This is a genomic window from Candidatus Sulfurimonas baltica (genome assembly GCF_015265455.1).
Classification (GTDB): Bacteria; Campylobacterota; Campylobacteria; order Campylobacterales; family Sulfurimonadaceae; genus Sulfurimonas; species Sulfurimonas baltica.
Map to the genome: position 1 here is coordinate 931596 of NZ_CP054492.1, position 24099 is coordinate 955694.

At 33.6% G+C, this 24099-nt stretch carries 26 protein-coding genes and 1 tRNA gene; 14 read left to right on the forward strand and 13 right to left on the reverse strand.

Going from position 1 to position 24099, the window contains the following annotated elements:
- Positions 1-95 precede the first annotated feature (95 nt).
- The 7 genes from HUE88_RS04630 to murJ all read right to left on the reverse strand — a co-directional run bounded on the left by HUE88_RS04630 (position 96) and on the right by murJ (position 4827).
- On the reverse strand, positions 96-635 hold the full coding sequence (locus tag HUE88_RS04630; RefSeq protein WP_194371553.1) for a ribonuclease HI: 540 nt from the start codon (positions 633-635) through the stop codon (positions 96-98).
- Complete coding sequence (gene cysS, locus HUE88_RS04635) at positions 610-2010, reverse strand: cysteine--tRNA ligase (RefSeq protein WP_194371555.1); 1401 nt, start codon at positions 2008-2010, stop codon at positions 610-612. Before cysS ends, HUE88_RS04630 begins: the two co-directional genes overlap by 26 nt.
- A gap of 15 nt (positions 2011-2025) precedes the next feature.
- Entirely contained in the window at positions 2026-2115 is a 90-nt protein-coding gene (locus tag HUE88_RS13825) for a CcdB family protein (RefSeq protein WP_229860157.1), read from the reverse strand.
- A 26-nt stretch (positions 2116-2141) separates the two neighbouring features.
- Positions 2142-2393 (reverse strand): type II toxin-antitoxin system RelE family toxin, encoded by a 252-nt coding sequence (locus HUE88_RS04640; RefSeq protein WP_194371557.1) that lies wholly within the window; start codon positions 2391-2393, stop codon positions 2142-2144.
- Positions 2393-2620: a CopG family transcriptional regulator gene (locus HUE88_RS04645; protein ID WP_194371559.1), complete on the reverse strand. Its 228-nt coding sequence runs from the start codon at positions 2618-2620 to the stop codon at positions 2393-2395. The genes HUE88_RS04640 and HUE88_RS04645 overlap by 1 nt, the downstream gene beginning before the upstream one ends.
- 118 nt (positions 2621-2738) lie before the next feature.
- Positions 2739-3206, reverse strand: a complete 468-nt coding sequence (locus HUE88_RS04650; protein ID WP_194371561.1) for a hypothetical protein — start codon at positions 3204-3206, stop codon at positions 2739-2741.
- Positions 3207-3420: 214 nt separating this feature from the next.
- Positions 3421-4827 (reverse strand): murein biosynthesis integral membrane protein MurJ, encoded by a 1407-nt coding sequence (gene murJ, locus HUE88_RS04655; RefSeq protein ID WP_194371567.1) that lies wholly within the window; start codon positions 4825-4827, stop codon positions 3421-3423.
- A gap of 103 nt (positions 4828-4930) precedes the next feature.
- On the opposite strand from murJ, the gene HUE88_RS04660 reads away from it, so the two are divergent.
- From HUE88_RS04660 to HUE88_RS04690, 7 genes are read left to right on the forward strand one after another with little or no spacing between them, the layout of a single operon-like run.
- Positions 4931-6853, forward strand: a complete 1923-nt coding sequence (locus HUE88_RS04660) for a flagellar assembly protein A (protein ID WP_194371570.1) — start codon at positions 4931-4933, stop codon at positions 6851-6853.
- A gap of 19 nt (positions 6854-6872) precedes the next feature.
- A complete protein-coding gene (gene ruvA / locus HUE88_RS04665) occupies positions 6873-7439 on the forward strand; it encodes a Holliday junction branch migration protein RuvA (RefSeq protein ID WP_194371572.1) in 567 nt (188 codons plus the stop codon).
- 15 nt (positions 7440-7454) lie between these two features.
- Positions 7455-8492: a D-alanine--D-alanine ligase gene (locus HUE88_RS04670; protein WP_194371574.1), complete on the forward strand. Its 1038-nt coding sequence runs from the start codon at positions 7455-7457 to the stop codon at positions 8490-8492.
- Positions 8492-9229, forward strand: coding sequence for an EstV family lipase (locus HUE88_RS04675; protein ID WP_194371576.1), 738 nt, complete (start codon positions 8492-8494; stop codon positions 9227-9229). The genes HUE88_RS04670 and HUE88_RS04675 overlap by 1 nt, the downstream gene beginning before the upstream one ends.
- Positions 9229-10674: a Mur ligase family protein gene (locus HUE88_RS04680; RefSeq protein ID WP_194371578.1), complete on the forward strand. Its 1446-nt coding sequence runs from the start codon at positions 9229-9231 to the stop codon at positions 10672-10674. Before HUE88_RS04675 ends, HUE88_RS04680 begins: the two co-directional genes overlap by 1 nt.
- Before the next feature lie 14 nt (positions 10675-10688).
- A complete protein-coding gene (locus tag HUE88_RS04685) occupies positions 10689-11168 on the forward strand; it encodes a TRAP transporter small permease subunit (protein WP_194371587.1) in 480 nt (159 codons plus the stop codon).
- On the forward strand, positions 11165-12448 hold the full coding sequence (locus HUE88_RS04690; protein ID WP_194371589.1) for a TRAP transporter large permease: 1284 nt from the start codon (positions 11165-11167) through the stop codon (positions 12446-12448). The genes HUE88_RS04685 and HUE88_RS04690 overlap by 4 nt, the downstream gene beginning before the upstream one ends.
- A 61-nt stretch (positions 12449-12509) precedes the next feature.
- On the opposite strand, the gene HUE88_RS04695 is transcribed toward HUE88_RS04690, so the two are convergent.
- Positions 12510-13376 carry an IS3 family transposase gene (locus HUE88_RS04695; protein WP_430733194.1) on the reverse strand — a complete coding sequence of 289 codons (867 nt, stop codon included), beginning with the start codon at positions 13374-13376 and terminating at the stop codon, positions 12510-12512.
- A gap of 11 nt (positions 13377-13387) precedes the next feature.
- A complete protein-coding gene (locus HUE88_RS14145) occupies positions 13388-13687 on the reverse strand; it encodes a transposase (protein ID WP_430733195.1) in 300 nt (99 codons plus the stop codon).
- Between the two features lie 280 nt (positions 13688-13967).
- Between HUE88_RS14145 and HUE88_RS04700 the strand changes: the two genes are divergently transcribed.
- The gene (locus HUE88_RS04700) at positions 13968-14459 is read left to right on the forward strand and encodes an HIT family protein (protein WP_194371593.1); all 492 of its coding nucleotides are present in this window, start codon (positions 13968-13970) and stop codon (positions 14457-14459) included.
- A gap of 140 nt (positions 14460-14599) precedes the next feature.
- On the opposite strand, the gene HUE88_RS04705 is transcribed toward HUE88_RS04700, so the two are convergent.
- The 3 genes from HUE88_RS04705 to HUE88_RS04715 form a co-directional block, all read right to left on the reverse strand.
- Positions 14600-14674: transfer RNA gene (locus HUE88_RS04705), tRNA-Gln, on the reverse strand.
- 79 nt (positions 14675-14753) lie between these two features.
- Positions 14754-15560: a polyphosphate kinase 2 gene (ppk2, locus tag HUE88_RS04710; protein ID WP_194371595.1), complete on the reverse strand. Its 807-nt coding sequence runs from the start codon at positions 15558-15560 to the stop codon at positions 14754-14756.
- A 382-nt stretch (positions 15561-15942) separates the two neighbouring features.
- On the reverse strand, positions 15943-16971 hold the full coding sequence (locus HUE88_RS04715; RefSeq protein ID WP_194371597.1) for an IS5 family transposase: 1029 nt from the start codon (positions 16969-16971) through the stop codon (positions 15943-15945).
- A gap of 98 nt (positions 16972-17069) precedes the next feature.
- Between HUE88_RS04715 and HUE88_RS04720 the strand changes: the two genes are divergently transcribed.
- The 6 genes from HUE88_RS04720 to mnmH all read left to right on the forward strand — a co-directional run bounded on the left by HUE88_RS04720 (position 17070) and on the right by mnmH (position 23138).
- Positions 17070-18050 carry a DUF2156 domain-containing protein gene (locus HUE88_RS04720; RefSeq protein ID WP_194371599.1) on the forward strand — a complete coding sequence of 327 codons (981 nt, stop codon included), beginning with the start codon at positions 17070-17072 and terminating at the stop codon, positions 18048-18050.
- Positions 18047-18496: a ribosomal protein S18-alanine N-acetyltransferase gene (gene rimI / locus HUE88_RS04725; protein ID WP_194371609.1), complete on the forward strand. Its 450-nt coding sequence runs from the start codon at positions 18047-18049 to the stop codon at positions 18494-18496. Before HUE88_RS04720 ends, rimI begins: the two co-directional genes overlap by 4 nt.
- Complete coding sequence (locus HUE88_RS04730) at positions 18477-19133, forward strand: hypothetical protein (protein WP_194371611.1); 657 nt, start codon at positions 18477-18479, stop codon at positions 19131-19133. The genes rimI and HUE88_RS04730 overlap by 20 nt, the downstream gene beginning before the upstream one ends.
- Positions 19134-19295: 162 nt before the next feature.
- Positions 19296-21113, forward strand: a complete 1818-nt coding sequence (locus HUE88_RS04735; protein ID WP_194371618.1) for a mechanosensitive ion channel family protein — start codon at positions 19296-19298, stop codon at positions 21111-21113.
- A 9-nt stretch (positions 21114-21122) separates the two neighbouring features.
- Positions 21123-21917 carry a magnesium transporter CorA family protein gene (locus tag HUE88_RS04740; RefSeq protein ID WP_194371620.1) on the forward strand — a complete coding sequence of 265 codons (795 nt, stop codon included), beginning with the start codon at positions 21123-21125 and terminating at the stop codon, positions 21915-21917.
- Positions 21918-22052: 135 nt separating this feature from the next.
- Positions 22053-23138, forward strand: a complete 1086-nt coding sequence (mnmH, locus tag HUE88_RS04745) for a tRNA 2-selenouridine(34) synthase MnmH (RefSeq protein WP_194371622.1) — start codon at positions 22053-22055, stop codon at positions 23136-23138.
- Between the two features lie 23 nt (positions 23139-23161).
- On the opposite strand, the gene HUE88_RS04750 is transcribed toward mnmH, so the two are convergent.
- Positions 23162-24037, reverse strand: a complete 876-nt coding sequence (locus tag HUE88_RS04750; protein WP_194371624.1) for an AraC family transcriptional regulator — start codon at positions 24035-24037, stop codon at positions 23162-23164.
- Between the last annotated feature and the right edge of the window lie 62 nt (positions 24038-24099).

Genomic DNA, 24099 nt, shown 5'->3' on the forward strand with positions numbered 1-24099 from the left:
AGTTTTGTGCCTACATGTAGAGATGGAATCTTTCAACCCTCATAAAGTCCGCCACGCCATGAAAAAGCCTTTTAAATCCAATGCTATTATGTGTTTTATATATGTGCAGTTTTATTAGAATAATTTCTAAGGGCAACTCTAGAAGCCTTGTCAACAAGAGTAAAAACATTGTCTATACTGTTTTTTACACTACTTTTTTTATGCCCTTTTACTTTAACAAATTCACATCTCAATAAATCAGTAAACTTATAAAACTCAATATAGAGCTCACGGTTTTTTATCTGCTTGTTATTCTTTGATATGTAGTTGTTCTTTTCAAAACGCTCTCGTCTGTCTTTTAGACCTATAATATTCTGACAATCTGTATATATTGTAATCTCATGAAGCTCCGGAGTTATTTCACTTAGTGCCCATAGTAAAGTTTCCAACTCTAGTTTAGTTGAGGAGGTGTTTTCAAATTTTTTAGTTTCTACACCTTTTTCATATAAATCTGATGATAATTCATCCTCTTGCAGAAGTAAATATGCTCCAAACCCAATATTTGTTTGTGGGTTTACGCTTGCATCTGTAAAAAGAAAAATTTTACTCTTGGTATGAGTGTTTATGGAGTTACACCTTTTCCCAAAAAGTTCCATTTGGTGTGTCCATTATACTAACACCTAAGGCTAAAATCTCATCACGAAGTTTGTCTGAAGTTGCAAAATCTTTTGCTTTTTTAGCTTCATCTCTTTGCGAAATCAACATGTCGATTTTTTCTTTTGTATCTTCATCAACTCCGAACTGAAAGTACTCAAAAGGATTTTTAAACCCAAAACCAAGAACTTTTTCTATGTACGATAGATTAGAGATTGTCTCACGCTTAAGCTCTTTATGTTTACCGGTAGTGTCTAAAGTTTCGTTTGCATTTGAAATCATCTCATCAATAAGAGCCAAGGCACTCGATACATTCATGTCATCACTCAGTACATGTAAGAGTTCATTATGAAATGTAGTTTGGTCAGAGTTTTGGGCCAAACCAAATAGACGTTTTTTAAGTCTATATATTTTGTCTAGTCTCTTTTTCGAAGATGCTAAATCTTCAGTGTTAAAGTTGAAGTTACTTCTATAGTGAGTGCTTAAAAGGTAAAAGCGCAGAACCTCTCCGTCATACTCTTTTAGGGCATCTTTTAAGAAAAAGCTGTTTCCTAAAGACTTAGACATTTTCTCTCCATCTATATTTACAAAACCGTTATGCATCCAGTAGTTCGCAAGTTCATGGTTAGTTGCACATCTAGTCTGTGCAGCTTCGTTTTCATGGTGTGGGAAAAGCAAATCTGCTCCACCACCGTGGATATCAACAGCAAACTCAGCATTTGGCTTTGCAAGATGTTTTTCAATCATCGCAGAACATTCCAAATGCCAACCCGGACGACCTGCACCAAAAGGGGAAGGAAATGTAATAGTGTTGTCTTTTACGCTCTTCCATAGAGCAAAGTCAGCAGGGTTCTTTTTAGCAGATGAACTCTCAACTCTTTGTTGCTTCTCATCCTCATCTTGAACTCTTGAAGATAGTTTTAGGTACTCGCTGTCACTTGCGGTATCAAAGTAAACATCTCCCTCATCAGTTCTGTAGGCGTGGTTAGAGTCTATAAGCTTTTGGATTAACTCAGTCATAGCTTCTAGTGATTCTGTAGCTTTTGGTTCAATTGTTGGACGTGATACACCGATAGCCTCCATCTCTTTATGAAAAGCATCTGTATAGTAGTCAGTAATCTCTTTAATATCTTTGTTTTGCTCAACTGCTTTTTTAATGATTTTATCGTCAATATCAGTAATATTTCTCGCATAAGTTACATCGTAACCATTAGCAGTTAGCACACGGGTTAGCAGGTCAAAAACCAAAGCACTCTTTGCATGACCTAGGTGGGCATCGTCATAAACGGTAGGTCCGCATACGTAAAGAGAGGCTTTCCCATCTTCTAACGGAATAAACTCTCGTTTTGTTTTTTGTACTGAATCGTAAATATACATGTAGTTATTTTCCTTTTAAAAACCAGTTGTCATAAAGTCAACTGCCGAGATAATTTCATCTCTTTTATCTTTTACTGAACAGACTACAGAACCTAGATTTTCCATAGAAATACCCGCTTGGTTTCTATGTTTTAGTATACTTCTTTTCTATGGGCTATTCTGATAAGGGTAATCACCAAAATATCATTTTCTTTTAAATATACTATTCTGTAATTCCCAGCTCTTTTTCTAAACTTACCTTTGTGTTTTCCCTTTAAAGCTTTGTCTGCTGTAAAGACTCCTTTTTCAAGGTCTTTAATTTTGAAAAAAATAAGTTTTTGATTTTCAGAGTCTATCTTTTCTAGCTCTTTAAATGTAGCTTGAGGAATTATGATTTTGAACATTAATTAAGACCAAGTCTTTGTGCAACTTCTTCTAGTGAATATACTTCAGTTTTTCCAGCTTTAAGTTCATCAATTCTTTTATCAGAAATCATTTCATCCAATGTGTCAAAATATGTACTAACAGCTTTTTCTATGATATATGTTCGCGACCGGTCTAATTCATGAGCATATGAATCTAAATCAGTTAATAACAGTTCATCCATACGAATATTAATTGCTTTTTTCATGTTGTATCCTTTTGTATCTACATTATACTACAAAAGTTGATAAATTTCAAGCATGAATCTAACGTTTGTATAGAGCTATTAAGTGACCGCTAGGTAACTTATTAGCTCCTATGTTTTGTTATGGATTTATTTTTTCATATACATTACCAACTGCTTGTTTTCCTTTTGAAAATCTCATCAATGAAATTGAACCTTTATCGATATTGGCTTTTTTCAAATCTTGATTAAAATAATCACATTTAGCACTATCAATTTGCTTATTATCTCTAAAATAAGAAATTACACCATTTTCAATTTTATATGTATCACCTTGTGGTACCTCTAACAACTCAAAAGCTTTTTTAATATCAAATGAATTATCACGAGAATATGAATAGAGTGATCTTATTTCATTGTTCTTTTTAAATACCAAAATTTGATTTTTCATTAAAAAATGACTTAAGCTATCTTTTGAATCTTTATCAATTAATTTTATATGTGTTACTGACCATGTACCAATTAAATCATTCTTAGTACATTTTCGTACAACTTCATCTGCATTAATAAAATTTAAAAAAATTATGCTTACTATTAAAATAAATTTCATACTTTTTACTCCATAACTATTTATTCAACGAACATTTTATCATAATAACATACAAGTAACATAAATAAATAACACGGTAAATGTGTGTTAATAAATTAAATTTAGTTAAAAATATGACAATTTGTCATAATGTTGCTTAAGTGAAAGGATTGATAATGAGTTTGAAAAAGAAGCTTCTTGATATTGTTCGTGATAAAACTAGGTTTAAATATCTCTACATGTAGATTTGAATAAAGTCTTTAAAAAGCACAAGTCCTATGGTAAATGCGACAGAACCAACGACAAGGTAGATGGCATTTTTATTTCGAAGTATATCAAAAAAGTTTTTTAGACCGAATGCTTTTATGGTAAGCGTAAAGCCTACTAAACCGCTGATTGTCCCTGCAAGAGCTAAACCACTTGCTCCCATTGGAGAGATAAGAGTTAGAGCAAAGAGAATGTATGAAGCTAGGGAAAATGTTGCTATTTTTGCGGCACGAAGTTGTTGCTCTTTTGCGTATAACCATAATAAGAATAGTTTTTGAAGACCATACGGGAGAAGTCCAATCATATACATTTGAAGTACTAGTGAAGTATTTGCCGTATCTTGTGCAGCAAAAGAACCTCTCTCAAAAAGTAGCCAAGTAATCTCCTTTGAGAGAACGACTCCTCCAATGGCACTGGCTGTGAGTAAAAATGTTAAAAACCAGAAGGCTTTTTTCAGGTATGCGAGGGCTTTAGCTTCATCATTATTTTTTATATATCTGGCAACACTCGGAAAAAGGGCTATGGAAGTAGCTATAGCAAAAAGAGCAAGGGGGAGTTGAAATATACGGTTTGCATAGTAGAGATAACTGATTGAGCCAGTTACTAAAAAAGATGCCAAGAAGGTGTCTAAAAATGCACTCACCTGAGGGGTAGAATTGCCCCAAATTGCAGGAAAAAACTGTTTTTTGAATTTTCTTGTCTCATTTTTGATTTTTATTGACTTGTTTTTTAAATATTTAAAGCCGCCACATGTAAGCTTGTACAGACCCAACCTTTGTATAGCTATCATATGTGCAAAGAGCTGCAAAACTCCTCCGATAACTACGCCAAAACTAAGGTAATAAACTATCTCACTTTGGCTCTTGTCCTCAGAGAGATACAGAGCTAAAATGAGTGAAATATTTAGCAGAGCAGTCGAGAAAGCAGTAGTTGCAAAATGGTGCTTATATTGGAGCAGAGTACTTAAAAAAGTGACTGAAAATATAAGCGGAAGATACCAAAAATTTATAGCAACATAAGGGGAAGCTATCTCTACTGTTTTATCATCAAAACCAACGGCTATAGCTTGTGTTGCAAGACTTGGAAGAAGATTTACAAGCAAAGTAATAACTACTATAATTGATAAAAAAATTACAAAGATATTTGCTACAAAAACTGATTTGTGTTTAGACCTTGCATAGGCCGGAATAAAGACTTGGGTAAAAGCACCCTCTGCAAAAATTCTTCGAAAAAGATTTGGTAGCTTAAAGGCTATAAAAAATATATCACTATAGACGTTTGCACCAAGAGTTGAAGCGGTCAGTAAATCTCTTAAAAATCCTAGAATTCTTGAAAATAAAATTCCAAAACTATTGGTAAAAATTGCTTTAAACATGGGCTTCTTTTGAGAATAATTATAACTTTTACGAAAGTTTAACAAATATTTGATTAAAATGTAGAGTTTAATTTTTAAAAATTTAATTTTGGATAATGAAAATATGGGATTATTTGGATCAAGCAAAGAAGAATCTACAATATCAAAAAAAATTCGTCCAACAGTTATAAGAACAGAAAATGTTGCTAAAGAGTTGGTGGAATTAGCAAAAAAAAACAATATTAACACATCAAGTTTAGATTTTACAATATTGGAAGTTCAAACATATAAAAGAATTTGTAAAGTTGAGCAGGTTAAAGAAGAAGTTGTATGGGAAGAGATTGATAGAGATGAAATATACAAGCTTGATGATGTTACCTCTATATTAAACCCTGACTTTCAGATAAAACAAGTTTATGAAATAGAGATGTTTTCAAAAGAGAGTGACGGCGACGGTGACATGTTTAAGGATTTTCATGCAGCAGTCGGCGCAAATGCTACAAAGTGCAAAGTTTATTTAAGCATAAAAGAGGGCTCAAAGGTTAAAGCAACTCCTAATTTTGAAGTGGAATTTTTAAACTATATAAACAAAAGTAAAATTCGTGCCGGAATACTTATTAATATCTTTGATGAGATGCTTGACGAAATGGTATCAAAAGTATCTGCTTTGGTAAAAGTTGACGGAAGCCTAAAATATGAAAAAAATGAAAATATTCTTATTGCAGAGTCATATGAGCCAATGCAGACAATTGATGATGATTTAATACTCCATTTTGAGCATAAGAAAGAGGCCGGAGAGAATGATCGCGTTGACTACTCCAGCAGAGGTTTTATTAAGAGTGTCCTCAAGGATGACCTTTTAATTGAGTATGTCAAACCAAAAAAAGGCAAGGCAGGTAGGAACTGCCGCGGTGAGTTTATGGAACCTAGAGAGCCTGAAGTGACTCATGAGCCAACATTTACCGTAGATGAAACAATAAAAATAGTAGATAATCCTGACAATATTCAATACATAGCCAAAGAGAATGGGTATATCTCTTTAGATGGAACAGCATATACTATTAAATCAGATATGGATGTAGAGTCAATTAATTTTAAAACAACCGGTTCAATTACATCTGGTTTAGACTCGGATGTTACTCTGAGCGTAAAAGAGAATGATGCACAAAAAGATGCTATCGGTAATGGTATGAGTGTTGAAGTAAGCGAGATTGATATAAAAGGGAATGTTGGACCAAATGCAAAGGTTCATGCCAGAAGAGCTACTGTAAATGGGCAAACACATGGCACTTCAGAGTTGCGGGCAGATGATTTAACAATTAATGTGCACAAAGGCTTAGCAATCGGTGGGAATATTAAAATAACACGACTTGAACATGGAACAGTTATAGGAAACAAAGTTGAAGTTGAGCAAGCTATGGGAGGGGATATTAGAGCCAAAGATATAGAAATAAGTGTATGTACCTCTCATGTCGAAGCTACAGCCTCTCGTCTTATAGAAATTAAAAAACTTCAAGGTAGTGAGAATATTTTTACAATAGACCCTCTTTTGCAAAAAGAAAAAAAATCTGGACTTAGTGAAAACAAGGCTGAAATTTATGAACTTCGCACAAGCATTAATGAAATAGCCAATGAGATGGCTAAATATAAAAAACTTATTAACGATAACATGTCTGCGTATAATGAGGTTAAAAAAAAGTTAATACACTATAAAAACAATGGTATAAAAATGCCGGCAGCATTTATAAATAAGTATAAACAGTTTCAAAAAATGCAAGAGCATCTGGAATTAATAAAAGAAGAGAGACAGACTAAAGAGGACAAGCTCACACTTTTAACAACACAAACGGCATCTTTTCAAGATAATATTTTTGATGCAAGGATAATAAATCGTGATAGATGGGTTGGACATAACGAGTTGGTTTTTAAACTTGTAGATCCACCAATAGAGCTTAGATTTACCCCATCAGAGGGCTCCAATGATGAAGTGTTTGCTTTAGTTGAAAACTCAGATGGACAGTATGAAATAAGGGCAATTAAAGAGTGAAAAAGCAAGTAGAAATAATATGATAGTTGGATTACACGGAGTTGTTGAGCATAAAGAACCAACATTTATACATGTAGAAGTTAGCGGCGTAGTTTATGAGGTTTTTATATCGCTACAAAGTTTTTCAGCAATCAGCAGCAATAAAGTGAAGCTCTTTACCTCCCATATAATTCGTGAGGATGCCCAACTGCTGTTTGGTTTTTTAGATATGGGCGAGAAGAAGCTTTTTGAGAGGTTAATTAAAATTAGCGGAGTAGGTCCAAAAGTTGCAATTGCAATTTGCTCTACTTACTCCCCAAATCAGTTTGCAACTATTATAAATAACAAAGATATTAAGGCAGTTCAAAAAGTCCCAGGTATTGGTCCAAAGAGTGCAGGGCGTATTTTGGTTGAGCTAAACGGCTTTGATATTGATTTGCTTTCATCCTCACAAGAGCCAAAAAGCAGGGCATTTAGTGAAGCGAGTGAGGCATTGGAGTCATTAGGATTTAAAAAAGATAAAATCTCTAAGGTTTTAAGTGCGTGTTCTGGAAGTGATACCGCTTCACTAGTAAAAGAGGCTTTAAAACTTCTTCAAACAATTTAATTAAGGAAATATATATTGAAATTAACAATTTTATTCGGTGGAGCTAGTTTCGAGCATGAAATTAGTATAGTAAGTGCTATAACTTTAAAAGAGAAATTATCAGATTCTGATTTAAGCTTTGTTTTTTGTGATCAAGATCATACATTCTATTTAATAGAGCCATCAAAAATGAGAGCAACCACTTTTAGCAAAGGCGAGTATAAAAAAATGCCTAAGCTGGTTCTATCTAAAGGTGCTTTTACTCAAAAAAGTATGTTTAGCTCTAAAGAGCATGCCGGTATATTTTTAAATCTTATTCATGGAGCAGATGGCGAGGATGGTTCAATTGCGGCTCTGCTGGATTTTTATTCAATTAAATATATTGGACCAAGAATAGATGCGAGTGTGTTTTCATATGACAAAAGATATACAAAGTGGTTATGTAATGAGAGAGGGATTAAAAGTGTAAAGTATGAAGAGTTAAGCTCAAAAGAACACAGTAATATTAAAATACCATATCCAGTTATTATCAAACCTGCTCGTCTTGGAAGTTCCATTGGAGTGAGTATAGTAAAAGAAGAGGGTGAACTTGACTATGCCTTGGATAGTGCATTCGAGTATGACAAAAGTGTTATCGTTGAGCCTTTTTTAGAGGGTGTAAAAGAGTATAACCTAGCTGGATTTATGGCGAATTCTGTGATGCATTTTTCTATAGTAGAAGAGCCTCATAAAGAGGAGTTCTTAGACTTTGAAAAAAAATATATGGACTTTTCAAGAAGCGACAGAGCTTTAAAAGCGGATATAAGTGCTGAGCTAGAATCAAAATTAAAGAAAACTTTTATAAAAGTTTATAAAAATCTTTTTGAAGGATCACTTATAAGATGTGATTTTTTTGTGGTAGAGGGTGAAGTGTATCTAAATGAGATTAATCCTATTCCTGGCTCTATGGCAAATTATCTTTTTGAAGATTTTCAAGCTTCTATTGAACTTTTAGCAAACTCATTACCGCATGCAAAAAGGGCAAAAGTTAATTATGACTATATTCACTCAATCACAAAAGCAAAAGGTAAATAATGGCAGTTAAGTCTATACAGTTTAATCATCATACTTTAGATATAAGTTATGAGATATTAAATCCAAAGGCAAAAATTGATTTAATAGTTTTACACGGTTGGGGCAGTAATAAGGGTTTGATGAAAAACTCATTCGGACCTTATATGAATAGTTTTCGTCATATTTATATTGATTTGCCAGGGTTTGGTAACTCTACATGTAACTTAACGCTTACTACAAAAGATTATGCAAGAGTGGTAGAGCTTCTGATGGTTCACTTAAATGCTTCTAAAGACATAATAGTGGGGCACTCTTTTGGTGGTAAGGTTGCACTTTTACTTGAACCAAAAGTACTTGTATTGCTCTCTAGTGCCGGTATTTATGTTAAGAAATCATTTAAAGTGTATGCTAAAATAACTCTATTTAAAATGCTTAAAGTATTTGGTTTAGCAAGGCTTAGAAATTTATTTGTGGCAGATGATGCAAAATCTTTAAGTGAGCCGATGTATCAAACTTTTAAAAATGTAGTAAATGAAGATTTTTCATATGAGTTTTCTCAGTATGGAGGCAAAGCTCTTCTTTGTTGGGGTAAGGAAGATACAGCCACACCGCTAAGCAGTGCACACAAGATAGACGAGCTTATATCGGATTCTCATCTCATAGCCTACGAAGGTGGACATTTCTTTTTCATGGACCATTCACAAGATATTTCTGATCATATACAAAATACATTTCTAAAAACGCTGGAACATAAATAATGGAAAATATTGAAACTTTATCGGCTTTTGTTACAAATGTGCTTTTTGTAACTGTTTTAGGATGGTACCTAATAACAAATCTGCAGTGGTATGATTACAAACTCTCTCGCGTACTTTTCAAGCATCATAAGCCGCATTGGCATATTTTTTACTTTTTTATCCCCTTTATTGCTTACTATACAACAGGAAGTTTTTTTATAATTTTCTTCTTATTTGCAGTTTTGCCAGCCATGTTTATCTGGCACAAAAGATTGGATAAAAAACTAGTCTTGACATGGAGAGTGAAACGTTTTTTAATTCTTCTGGTCTCTTTGGTTCTTTTTCAGGATGTTCTTTGTACTTTAAAGTCTGCATGTCAAACTTATGGTGTTTTTATGCCTTTGGCCGTTGCATATGTAGGTAGTATTATGATAGAGAAGTTTCTTTTTGCCGCATTTGAAAAAGAGGCGAAGAAAAAACTCAAAAGTATGAAAAACTTAAAAATAGTTTGCATAACAGGAAGTTACGGGAAAACAAGCATAAAAAACTTTGTTGCCGAAATTTTGGGTAAAAAATACAGAGTATATGCAACTCCTAGAAGCGTGAATACGCTTGGTGGAATTATTAAAGATGTCAATGAGTCTTTGCCCGAAGATACAGAGATTTATGTTTGTGAAGCCGGAGCAAGAGAGAGTGGTGATATCTATAATATTACAACATTTTTAGAGCCTCAAACTGTTGTTGTCGGAAAAGTTGGACTAGCACATGTAGAGTATTTTAAAACTCTTAAAAATATTATTGCAACAAAGCTGGAGATTATGAAATCTCCAAGACTTGAAACCGCATTTATTCATACTTCTGTTACAGATGAGCCACATGACAGAGTCACTTTCTTTGGTGATGAAATCAAGAATATGCAAGCTACTTTATCTGGAACCGATTTTGACTTAGAGTGTGAAGGTGAAATCTTATCTCTTCATACGGATATACTAGGCTCATTTCAGTCTATGAACATCGCGGTTGCGGTGAAAATCGCAAAATCATTTGGTATGAGCAGTGATGAGATAAAAAAAGCTGTTTCAAAACTAAAACCGGTAGAGCATAGACTTCAAAAGATTCTTGCAGGCGGTAAGATAATTTTAGATGATGGCTATAACGGCAACATAGATGGAATGCTTGAAGGTGTAAGACTTTGTTCACTACACAGTGGCAGAAAGGTGATAGTAACTCCAGGACTTGTTGAGAGCAGTGATGAGCTTAATCTTAAACTTATAGAAGCAATTAATAATGTTTTTGACATTGTTATTGTGACGGGTTCACTAAATGTAGAGCTATTTGATAAAAATTTAACTGTTAAAAATAAAACAATGTTACATGACAAGTCTAAAATTCAAGATGTTTTAGCACATCAGACAAAGGCGGGAGATATAATTCTTTTTGCAAATGATGCACCGAATTTTATCTAAGATGGATTTGTAAAATGATAGATAAAAGCCTGAAATATTTGGGATATTTTACTGCTTTTATCTTAGGCTTGCTGGTTTTACTTGTCGTTTATGATGCAACTGTAAGATACTTATTTTCTGGTGGCTCTATTGCCCTTCAGGAGTTGGAGTGGCACCTTTTTGATATTGTTATTCTTTTTGGTATTGCTTATACATTAAGAGAAGATGCACATGTAAGGGTAGATATTTTTTACGCCACATTTTCTGACAAAACAAAAGCACTCATAAATACTGTTTCTTCTCTTTTTTTTATCTTCCCTTTTTCAGTTTTGATTATCTATATAGGTTTAGATTTTGTTTCCCAAAGTTTCATTCAAGATGAGTGTTCTTCAAATCCAGGAGGTTTGGATTATCGTTTTTTAGTGAAGTCACTTATGCCGTTATCGTTTATATTTTTGGCTCTTCAGGCTATTAAGGATACAAAAACTAATTTCTACATGTGGAAGTCATTATGACAGCGCTACTAATGTTTGTAGTTGTTTTAGCACTGCTGCTTATCGGAATTCCAGTCGCCTTTGTGTTTGGAACCGTAGCAATAGCTTTTGCATTTCTTATCCCTGAACTTGGTTTTGATGTTTTTTCAGTTTTACCTTTTAGAATATATGGAATTATGTCTAACACTACTCTTATGGCAGTCCCTATGTTTATTACAATGGGGTTAGTGCTTGAAAAGTCCAAAATGGCTGAGAAGCTTTTAGTTTCGATGAGTTCTCTTTTTCGTGATGTAAGGGGAGGGCTAGCTGTCAGCGTTGTTTTGGTTGGGGCAATGCTAGCTGCATCAACGGGCATAGTCTCAGCTTCTGTTGTTATGATGAGTGTCATAGCACTTCCTCTTATGTTAAAAGCAGGGTATGACAAAGGTTTGGCTTCGGGAACTGTTGCCGCTTCAGGGACTCTAGGACAAATTATACCGCCATCTATTATCTTGATTATTTTAGGTGATGTTATGAGTGTTAGTGTTGGGGACCTTTTTATAGCAGCAGTACTTCCTGGGCTTGTGCTTGTAGGATTGTATATATTTTATATTTTAATCCGCTCTTACTTTTCCCCAGAGCTGGCACCGATACCTAAAAATATTAAAAGAGTTAGTATCAAAGAGGCTATTTTTTCCATAGTTCCACCACTCCTTTTGATGGTCTCTGTTTTAGGAAGTATATTTGCCGGAGTTGCTTCACCTACAGAATCGGCAGCGTTTGGCGTTATAGGTGCACTAGTACTTAGTGCGTTCAATGGATCATTAAACTTTGAGATGTTAAAGTATGCTTCGCTGGAGAGTGTTAAACTCACAGGTATGATTTTTATGATTCTTATAGGAGCTACTGCATTTTCTCTTGTCTTTAATGAACTTGGAGGTTCAGACCTTATATTGGAGTTTTTTAGCCAGGATATAGGAGATGTATGGGTTTTTATAGCCGTTGCAATGCTTAGTATCTTTATACTCGGTTTTTTTATAGACTTTATAGAGATATCTTTTATAGTCGTCCCTATCTTAGTTCCGGTCATGGAGGCTTTTGGGATAGATCCTATTTGGTTTGCTGTCTTAATTGCTCTAAACTTACAGGCCTCATTTTTAACACCTCCGTTTGGACTCTCTTTGTTCTTTTTAAAGGGAGCTGCTGGAGATACAATCAAAACAATAGAGATATATAAAGGGATAGTACCATTTATACTTTTACAACTTTTGGGACTTGTTTTGGTTGTAATATTTCCAAATCTTGTGTTTGCATTTCTTTGATGTCCACCTATTTAGGTAAACTGGAGTGGTAACTTAAATTCATACTCTTTATAATACATTATTAAGCAGCTGTTTCCATTTGCAACACCAAGTTCATCTCCTCAAACTTAGAAGGAGATACATTTCCTAGATAACTATGACTTCTTACTCTATTATAATAAAATTCTATATACTCAAATATTTCTCTTTTTGCTTGATTTTTAGTATAAAAATAGGTTTGATATACCAAGTCAGATTTTAGAGTTTTGAAGAAGCTTTCAGCAACTGCGTTATCCCAGCAATTACCCTTTCTGCTCATGCTTGCAGTTATGCCATTGTTTTTTAATAAATCTTTATGACTATAAGATGCATACTGGCTACCTCTATCTGTATGCCACAATAGCCCTTGAGGTGGATTTCTATGTTGTATAGCCATATTTAATGCATTATTTACAAGTGAAACTTTCATAGTATCATCCATAGACCACCCTACAACTTTTCGGGAGTATAGATCTATGACAGTAGCAAGGTATAGCCATCCTTCTCCTGTTGATATATAGGTAATATCACCCACATATTTAGTATCTGGTGCAGATGCATAAAAATCTCTATTGAGTAGATTTGGTGCTATTGGTAAATTATGATTAGAGTCAGTTGTATTTTTATATCTTCTTTTCATTTTTACTATTAGACCAAGAGTCTTCATTATGTTAGAAATTCGCTTTCTAGATACTAACAAGCCATACAACTCTTTTAATTTGTCCTGTATCCTTCTTGTCCCGTAGTTCTTTCGACCTTGAACAAATATAGCTTCAATTAAATTATTGAGCTGAGTATCTTCTTTTTTGATGATACGGCCGGCTTTTATCCAATGGTAATAAGATGATTTATCTACCTTAAGAACCATGCACATCTGTTTAACACTGAAACTCTGTTGATGTTTTTGCATCCATGCGTACTTTATAGAGTTTCTTTGGCAAAGTACGCCGTTGCCTTTTTTAAGATGTCACGCTCTTGTTTAAGTAGCTTATTCTCGCGTCTAAGGCGTTTATTTTCTTCATCTAGAGTTTCACCAAAGTGAGATGTTTTTATGCTTTGTGTTGCTATATTATGTTCTTTTTTATAGCTATTAATCCAGTTGTATAATGTCTTTGGATTTATATCTAAGTCTCCTGCAACTTTTGAGACGCTCTCATTATTGTTGAGAATTAATTGCACTGTTGAGTCTCTAAACTCTCTATTAAATTTACTGTTTCTCATGATTTCCCTTATTCATTTTATTTTAACTTAGAATTGTTAATTTCTTAGTATGAATTTAGGTTACCACTCCAAACTAGATTCCAAGTCAAGCTTGGAATGACGACATTATCGTACTTGGAATGACAACATTCCGTCACTCTGAATGACGACATTCCGTCACTCTGAACTTGATTCAGAGTCTAGTTGCTAATTATTCAGATAGCTTAATTAAATATATTTGAGATATAAGCAATTTAAACTATAATACTTTAAAGCTTGTTATTAACCATAGGAGGATAAATTGGAAGATATTTTATATGCACCTTGGCGGGAAGAGTATATTAATAATAAAAAAATAAAGGGTTGTGTATTTTGTCATATTAGTTCACATGCACAAGATGATGAAGAGCAACATGTGCTCTACAGAGATGAACACTGTTTTATTGTTATGAACAAATACCCATATACTCCGGGGCATTTTATGATTATTCCACATGCACACATCGATAAACTTGAAGAGTTAGATAGCAAAGTGTGGCTGCATATAAGTGCTATGGCTCAAAAATGTGTCAGGCTTTTAAAAGAGGGTTATGGCGCGCAGGGCGTAAATATCGGTATGAACTTAGGTGTTGCAGGCGGGGCAGGGATTGCAGAACATATTCATATGCATCTTGTTCCAAGATGGTCACGTGACACTAACTTTATAACTTCTATTGCAGATACCAGAGTCTATTCAAGCGACTTTGAAAAAATATACAGAAAAATTAAAAGTTTGCTGCCAAAATATATTTAGTTTTTTTTAGATTTAAGTATAAAGAAAAATAGTGCCGCAACAGCAATAAATACAACAGTTCTGATTGTTAATGTAAGTCCGTCTATCTCAGGCATAATATCTCTTTTTGTGTAGTGTTTGTTTGAGTGATATTTGTAGTGTGGATGGGGATACAGGATTCGAACCTGTGAATGGTAGCACCAAAAGCTACTGCCTTACCACTTGGCGAATCCCCATTATTTGTTATAGCTTGTATAACGGGTGAAATTATAAAGAGAGTGTCCTTATAATTTCCTTAACTTTATGTAATTTTAGCTATAAAAGCCCATCATTATCCATTATCTCTATCTCTTGTTTGGCAGTAAAAACAGTTTTTGTGTCAGGTGACAAATCTAGTGAATGATTTTTTCCGTCATAGTCAATTTGATTTAAAATAAGTTTCATAGTCTCTAAACGCGCCTTATGTTTGTCGCTTGAACGTATTACGTACCATGGTGCCTCGTTGTGACATGTATCTTTTAGCATACGGTATTTAGTCTTTGTAAACTGCCCCCACATGCTTTGTGCCTGCAAATCAATTTCGCTTAGTTTCCATTGTCGAAGAGGGTCTGTTCTACGTTGCTCAAACCTCTCTGCCTGCTTCTCTTTTATAACGCTAAAGTAAAGCTTGACAACTACTGTTCCCTGTTGGACCAAAGATTCTTCAAATGGGACAACATGTTTCATAAAAAGCTCATGCTCCTCTTGAGAACAAAAACCAAAAACAGGTTCTACCATCGCACGGTTATACCAACTTCTGTCAAAGAGTACTATTTCTCCTCCATGAGGAAAATGTTTAATATATCTTTGAAAATACCATTGTGTTCTCTCCTGCTCGCTAGGACGCCCTAAAGCAACAATACGGTAATGTTTTGGATTCATATATCGGCTAACACTGCCAATAACACTCCCTTTGCCCGCCGCATCACGCCCCTCAAAAAGAATGATAAGCTTGAGGCTATGGTTCTCTATGTGTTGTTGAAGTTTCACAAGCTCAGCCTGATATGGCTCAAGTGCCAGCGATTCAGAGTATGTACTAATAGCCTCTTTGTATTGCTCTTCTGTCAAGTCGTATTTTTGCATTTTGTAATCCATAATATATTAAAAGTTTGTGTTTAAAAAGAATATTTTTTTTGATAAAAAAATTATATTGGAACTATATCCGTTTTTTTCATTTTTATGAAAATTTTTCTAAATTTTTCTATAAAATTCACTATAAAACATACAGATTTATTCCTAGAATATGGACTTAGCAGAACCTTGGAAAATTTATACTGCAAAATATAAAAAACGATGTATGATTTCATATATATTAAGGGCACCTCTTAAAACCACTAAAAAAGTAGCCTAAATCAACCCGTTTTATTTTTTTTAACTTTTCAAACTTTTTTGTAAGAAAAATTACCTAAGTTTTTAAGATTTTACTCTTAAAAACTCAAGTAATCCATCTTGTTTTACTCTTCTTTTACATTATTTTCACTTTTTGAAGCCTAACTAACTGTTCATATCTAAAAAGATTATAGGTTAGATTCAAGAACCCTATATTTGATTCAATTCGTTTTATTCCTATTGAAGTCATATGCAGGGCGTCATTCATTGAATTGGTCATGAATCCAAATATATGTTCCACTCTCGCTCTTATTTTTGACTTCATAGAATTGGCAAGCTTTTGTTGCGCGTCTAGTGGATTATTTCTATATCCTTTTTCGTGCACATGACTTTTACATTGCTTAGTTTCAAGGTACTCTTCGATCTTCGCGCTTCTGTACGCACTATCAGCGTATAAAATATTATCATTTTCATTTACAATAGACTCTAACTCTGTGGAATCATGAGGGGCTGCACTACTAACACTAAATTTCGTTATGAGTTTAGTTTTAGCATCCGCGTTTACATGATTCTTGTAGCCATAGTGTCTTTCATTGTTTTTGGTCATCCATTTAGCATCTGTATCTTTTTGAGAAAGTTTCGCTTTGTTCTTTGCAAATTCTAAAGGAATAGCACCTTTTTTAATATCCGCGTTATCTTCTCTTGAGTTTCTTTGTCTTGGAGCATCTACAAATGAAGCGTCTACCATACTTCCTTCTCGAGCTACTATTCCTTTGTTGACTAATTGAGATGTGAATAGCTCAAAAAGAGTTTTTGAAAGCTTCTTTTCTTTTAGGTTCTCTTTAAAAAGCCATATGGTCTTCTCGTCTGGAACATTATCGCCTATTTGAAGTCCTAGAAACTGCATAAAGGACAATCTGTCCTTTATTTGAAACTCTGTTTGTTCGTCTGAGAGGTTATAGTATTTTTGGAGTATTACTATCTTGAACATCATCAACTTGTCATAAGGAGGTCTTCCTCCTGGCGCTTTTGGCTCTACGTATAGCGCTTCTTCAATCGGCGCTCTAAATATTTCCCAGTTGATAACTTTGTTGAGTTTATTCAATGGTGGTTGATGTTGGTTTATTTTTTCCAATTGAAATTCGTAATCAAACAATCCAGCCATTTTTCTTCTCTCTTTTTTCTTTATTTTATCAAATTATTGGTTAAGGGCTAATTTCTCTTAGTTTTTAGAGATGCCCTTAATATAAACAAAGGATTTTAATGGCTAATTTAACAGTAAACAATCAAACACTCAAGCCTTTTATACTTGACTCAAAACCTATTATGGAAAAGTATCTTTTAAAACTTGAAGTAGACATAAGTGACTATACATTTGCAGCAAATTATATTTGGCTTGCAAACAGTAGCGGATTTTATGCAATCATAAACAAATGTTTTTGTCTATTCGTAATGACGGGAGGGGAACTCACCATGTTGCTTCCTCCACTAGGAAAGAAAAAATATATTACAGATGTGATAATTGAGTGTTTTGAGATTATGAATTCCAACAACAGTTCTCCTTATTATGCCCGCATAGATTATGTGCAGGAGTCTATGGTTGAAGAGTTTGTTCACTCTACCGATGAAGCTGAGAGTATGTTTGTGATGCTGGAGAACTATATCTTAGAAAAAAAACTTGTTGACTATATCTATTCGGTTGACAGCCTGATTGAACTGCGTGGAAACAGCTACCACACAAAACGTACAGAGATTAATAAGTTTACAAAGTCGTATCCTGAACATGTTATTGAAAAGCTTGATAGCGTTAAACATAAAGATGAGATAATAAAACTATTTAATAAGTGGGTCTCAGACAGGGTGAAATACATGCCGGGAGAGGAAGCGGAAAACTTCCTTGAAGGGATTCATCAGGAGCGTTTTGCGATTAAACAGATGTTGAAATATTATGATGAACTCTCTCTTATTGGCTTGGTTATATATATTAACGGTGAGCTAAAAGGGTTTACGGTAGGAGAGCGCATTAGTCATGATACAGCGAGTGTCATAATAGAAAAGACAGATTTTGAAATTCTTGGATGTGCTCAGTTTATCTTCCGTGAGTTTTCCAAAATGCTTAAAGAGCATTATAATGCAGTCTATATCAATGTTGGTGATGATATGGGATTTGAGAATCTTCGTAAGGTTAAGATGTCCTACCGTCCATTTAAGCTTGTTCCGAAATATACAATTTATCAAAAATGATAATTCGCAAAGCAAGATTATGTGATGTCTCTAAGCTTTATGCCTTAGAGGGTGAACTTTTTTCGGAGGAGAACTTTCCACTCTCTCGAAGTTCTTTTGCTTACCATGTGCGAAATAACATGTTATATTTAGCGGAGGTAAATGGTAGTATCGCAGGATATGTTTTGGTGTTAATAAAGCGAACCAATGCCAAACTGTACTCCATCGGAGTTAGCGAGGCTTATCGTGGAAAAAAAATAGCTGAGAAACTATTGGAATTAGTATCTAAAGAGTTGATATCTTTGGGTTTTAAAAAAACTACTCTCGAAGTGCGAACAGACAATAAAATAGCCATTGCTTTATATGAGAGAGTTGGCTTTAATATAAAAAAGAGACTTGAAGCCTTTTATTTAGATGGGTGTGATGCCTATCTTATGGAGTTAGAGTATGGCGATAAAACACTATAAAGAACTATATAGAGAGCTTGGAAACAGTAAGTTACTTAAGCTACAGGTTGTTGTTCTTTTTTTAACAACTTATATTGACTGGGTTATTATGCCCTATATTACAAAGCTTGAAGGGACATATTTACCTGTATTTATGATAAGTTTATATATGCTTATCGGTGCAACTGACGGACTGATTCAACCGCTGTTTAAGAAGATTAGGATTTACCGTATATATCTTTTTGTAATTATATTAGATGTTATACAGATATGCAGTTATATGCTCTCTGAGATGGATATGGTGGTGTTTACATATACAATATTGAGTATCTTTACTCTGCAAGCGATAACATTTGAAATTTCAAGAATTCATACTGTTGATTTTATGAAAGATGATATAGAAATTAAAGATTATCTTATGTTAAGGTCATTCGTTGTCTCCGTTGCCATGATAGGCGGTGCGGTTAGCGCTATGATACTTGACTTTTTTGATGTTAAACTCTCTAGTACGCTATCATTGCTTGGTATACTTGGTGTGTTTGCAGTATTTATTGAGTATAAATTATATGCAAAATTTAAAAATATCATACAAAATGAAGAGACTATAATAGAGAGACAAAAAGTATTATTGAATGAAAAAATTACATTTTCCGAGTAGTTGTTACATGTAATTAAACTCTTTGAATAATTAGTTATGAGACTCTGAATCAAGTTCAGAGTGACGAGTTATCTAGTTTATGAATTAATCTGAGGTTTTAATTAAACTATTTATATTTTTTTGTGTTATAGTTGTGCCAATATTTATTCAAAGGTGAACACAATGAAATTATTTATAATTATGCTCCTTAGCAGTTATGTTTTGTATGCAGCAACAATAGACACAAAACTGTATGAAAACACAGAGAATGAGGCATATTATACAGAGATACAAAAACAGATTGAAAGTGATGAGAAGAGTAAATTAAAGTCTTTAGAAATATCAGAAGAAGAGAAGCTGCATTTGTCGAGAGTGCGAAGTGCATCATCGCAAAAAAATCAAATTGAGCTATATGATTTAAAATCAGTGTCAAAAAAACCACTGACTTTCAACAATTACTATTACGCTATTAATGCTGCCGCTTCAGTGCGTGTTAAACAAAATTTAAATCGTAAAATGCTCCGTGAAGTTAATAAAAAATCAATCTTTTTAAAACAGGCAATAGAGAACATTGTTGAAGCTGATAAACCAAAACTCCTCTCTTACCAGTTGCAATACGCATATTATAAACTTCAGGAAAAAAATATAGAGGCAAAACAGAAGCTGCTAGATGCTCATGAAGAAGAGATAATATCAACCCTTTTTAATGTTTTTTCGCTGCTAGAGTGTGATTTTGATTCTGATATAGATATAAAAATGAAGCTAACAGATAAAGAGATTGAAAAAATATCTTTGGAAAAAATTTCTTTAGAGATTGATCTTGAAAAGGCGCTGATTGAGGATAGTGCTAAAATTGAACGTATCAAAAAGAAAATACAATCTTATGAAGCACAATACCAAGAACAGCTAAACAAAAAAATTATGCTTCAGATTGAACAATCTCTTTGCATGTTGAAGAATAAAAGAAGTAAAACATTTTTTAAGTTAATTGATGGAATTGAAATTCATATAAAAGAGGTTTCTACAGAATTTTTCCCAGTTTATGTAGAAGAGTTTAAGATACTCAGAGAAATAGCAAAAGAAGTTCTCGGCTCTACAAAACTTTTTTTTAGTTCAACACTTTATGAGAGCAGGGAGATTTTGTCACAAATAAAAGGTTATTTCACATCTCCATTATTCGTATTTAACGAGCAACCAATAAGCTTGTCAAGTTTGATTAAAGCTATAATCTTGATTATATTTGGTTTGATAGTAGGTAGGTTTTATAAAAGATGGGTTGCCCGTATCTCTCGAAAATGGCCGGATATGAGTCAGATGTCAGTGCGTCTAGCCTCAAATATAGGCTATTATTTGATTATTGCTATCTCCTTTATTGTTGCAATGGGGAGTTTGGGAATAGATATGACATCTATCTCTTTGATTGCAGGAGCATTGTCAATCGGTATCGGTTTTGGACTTCAAACCGTTGTCTCAAATCTGATAGCCGGAATCATACTAATGTTTGAGCGTACTATACGCATCGGGGATACAATTGAGATAAATGATACAATGCGTGGCAGAGTTACAGATATGCGTATCCGTTCAACTACTATTAAAACATTTGATAATATTGATATAGTTATTCCTAACTCATCGTTTATTCAAAATAATGTTATTAACTGGACACTTGATGACATCTCAAGAAGAGTGCATATTCCCTTTGGTGTAGCATATGGGACAGATGTGGACATTGTTAAGAAAGTAATATTAGATGAACTTGAAAATTGCAATCTTACATATATTAGAGATGATATAAATAAGAAGCCTGAAGTGTGGATGATAGCTATGAACAGCAGTAGCGTAGATTTTGAGTTGTTAGTGTGGGTAGATTGGGACAATAAGTTCCGTCCAAATTCATTAAAGTCAGATTTTCTAATCTTAATATACAATACACTTAATAAGAATGGGATACAGATTCCATTCCCGCAACTTGATTTACATGTAAGGCACATGCCATTATAAAGGATAACTATGGAAAATTTAGAACAGTTGATTGACACATTACACCTAGAGGATTTAGCAAACGAGTTGCATCCATCTTTTTTTGATGAAAATGATGGTTATGATATGCTTATTGTTAGACTTCCCGTTATTAAGGACAAGCTAGAGGTTAACTCTACGGGTTTTGTACTAACTTCAAATAGTAGTTACATGTATGATAAAAACAAAAAAACATTTAAGGATATTGGTGATAGATTTGGGGGTCCACACAAAATTACAGATAGTATATTAGACGGTTTTTTAAAATCTTTTACAGGTTACCAAGATAAAGTTGTGGATATGGAAGAGCTTTTATATGATGATAATGTGACTGATGATTTTATGAAAAATTGGCTTGACCTTAAGCGTGACATACTTCGAATAGAGAGGGTTTTACTAAGAGCATCACTGATTATGAGCGAGGTAATTGAAGCTTACAACAAAGAAGAAAGTTTCCCAATAAATAGCTATATTGACCTGCATGAGCACATGGAGAGGACAAAGCGTTCTGCTGAACTTCAGCTCTCAAAACTAGATTATATTTATAATTTTTACACTGCACGTACAAACGAAAAGATGAATAAGATGGTTTATCTTCTTACTCTTATATCAGCTGTATTTCTTCCTCTTAATCTTGTAGTAGGTTTTTTTGGTATGAACACAAGCGGTCTCCCTTTTGCAGATGGCAAGAGTGGGACTGTAAGTGCAGTTTTGCTTATGGTTTCTCTTCTTACTGTTACATCAGGTGTGCTTTATTTTAGTAAAGGTAAAACAGATAAGGGATAGTCTTATAATTACATTACACCTTTCACATTAAAGTTGTATAATCCATTTTAATATATATAAATTAAGGCAGATAATGGGACAAAATAGATTCTTTGAAACAACTAAAAAGGGTATACACCTGATTGAGGTTATTTAATGCCTCAAATCAATGATTTTAAGTCAATAGTTTTAAATAATACACCTCTGATTGATGTTCGTGCTCCTGTTGAGTTTGAAAAAGGTGCTTTTAACAATGCCATAAACCTTTTGCTTATGAATGACAAGGAGAGACACCTTGTTGGTATTCGTTACAAAGAAAAAGGAAACTCTGAGGCAATAAAACTCGGACATGAATTGGTTTTCGGAACAAAAAAAGATGACAGAATAAAATCATGGCTTGATTTTATAGAGACAAACCCAAATGCTATGCTTTATTGCTTTAGAGGGGGACAACGCTCTAAAATATCTCAAGAGTGGATTCGTGAGGCCGGATATAATATCACACGTCTTAAAGGTGGCTATAAAGCATTTAGAAACTACCTGTTGACACAACTTGAAGAGTCACCTAATCATTTTAAACCAATTATACTTGGCGGACGTACCGGCTCCGGAAAAACAATACTACTCAAAAAAATACAAAATTCCGTTGACCTTGAGGGTTTGGCAAATCATAGAGGATCATCATTTGGCAGAAAACTAACGCCTCAGCCAAGTCAGATTAATTTTGAGAATAATCTAGCTTATGATATTATCAAAAAACTCGACATAGGATTTAAGCATCTGGTATTTGAAGATGAAGGAAAAAACATAGGAAGTGCATATATGCCAAATAGTTTGGCAAAATATCTTTTAACAGCTCCCCTTGTTATTTTGGAGACATCTATGAAAGAGAGAATAGATACGACATTTAATGAATATGTAACCGATGCACAGAAAATGTATGCAGATGGAGGGTTTGTTGATGCGCTTGGTGTGTGGAGAGATGATATACTAAGTGCAATGAGCAGGATAAAAAAAAGAATCGGCAGCGAGAGATATCTACATGTAACTACTATTTTTGAAAAAGCATATAATGAACAGATTAGAAGCACAACACTAGACGCACATAAAGAGTGGGTTGAGTATCTTTTAGTAGAGTATTATGACCCTATGTATGACTATCAAATACTTAAGCGCTCAGAAAAAGTGAAGTTTAGAGGTTCGAGCGAAGAGGTATTTGCATATTTAGCACTTTTTGAGTGATATATAAGTGCAGAGACTAAGTTTTAAAATTTAATTGGTAGGTAATAACTTATATCAAATAAATTTTCATTATTTAGATAATTGTTTTTATGGTAAACAATAAATGAAGGTTTTGTTGTTGTTTCATATTCACTATCAACAAGCCAATCATGATATACCCATTGTATAAATCTTAGTACATCTTCTCCTTTGCCCTGCAAATCAAACTTTGCATATACGCCGTCGGAAATTTTAAAATTTGGCAATCTTTTTGTAAACACTTCCTCTTGTTCATCTGTTATTATGCAAGCTATGTATTGACAGTTATTAAGATCTGTTATGGTTGGATTATCGTGCAGAAGAGCTACCATTTGATATTTTTTTACATTATGATTCAAAATCAGAGTATAGAGTTTTTGCCAAGTCTCTTTTACATTGTTAATATATCCGTTGTTGCGTATATAGTAACTTTTTATAGATGGCATATTAACTATTGTTGCACAAAGTTTTGAGAAATCTACACTGGAATTTGTAGATATGTTAGACGCTTGTAAAATAGAGTTTGAATAGTTTATATATGCACCGTTTCTCCAATCTTTGGGTCCAACTTCAAATTTGTTTTTAAAAGCTTTTATAAATGAGGAATGAGAACTATATCCACATAGCTTAGCTACTTCTGATATTGTAGAGTATTTATTGGTTAAGAGAAGGCTGGCAGCTTTTTGTAATCTTATTGATTTAATGCTCTCATAGATATTTTTGCCAAATGTATTTTTAAATACTTTATGCATATGAAATTTACTTATACCAAAATTGTCACTTAGTTCATACATGTCAATGTTTACATCTATATGTGTATAAATATAATACATTATGCTATTGGCTATTTTAGTATTTTTTTCTAAAGTATTTTTATTCATAAAAAAAATTATAGCAAGTTTAGATAACAAAAATGACAATTATGGACAATAATTACTGTATT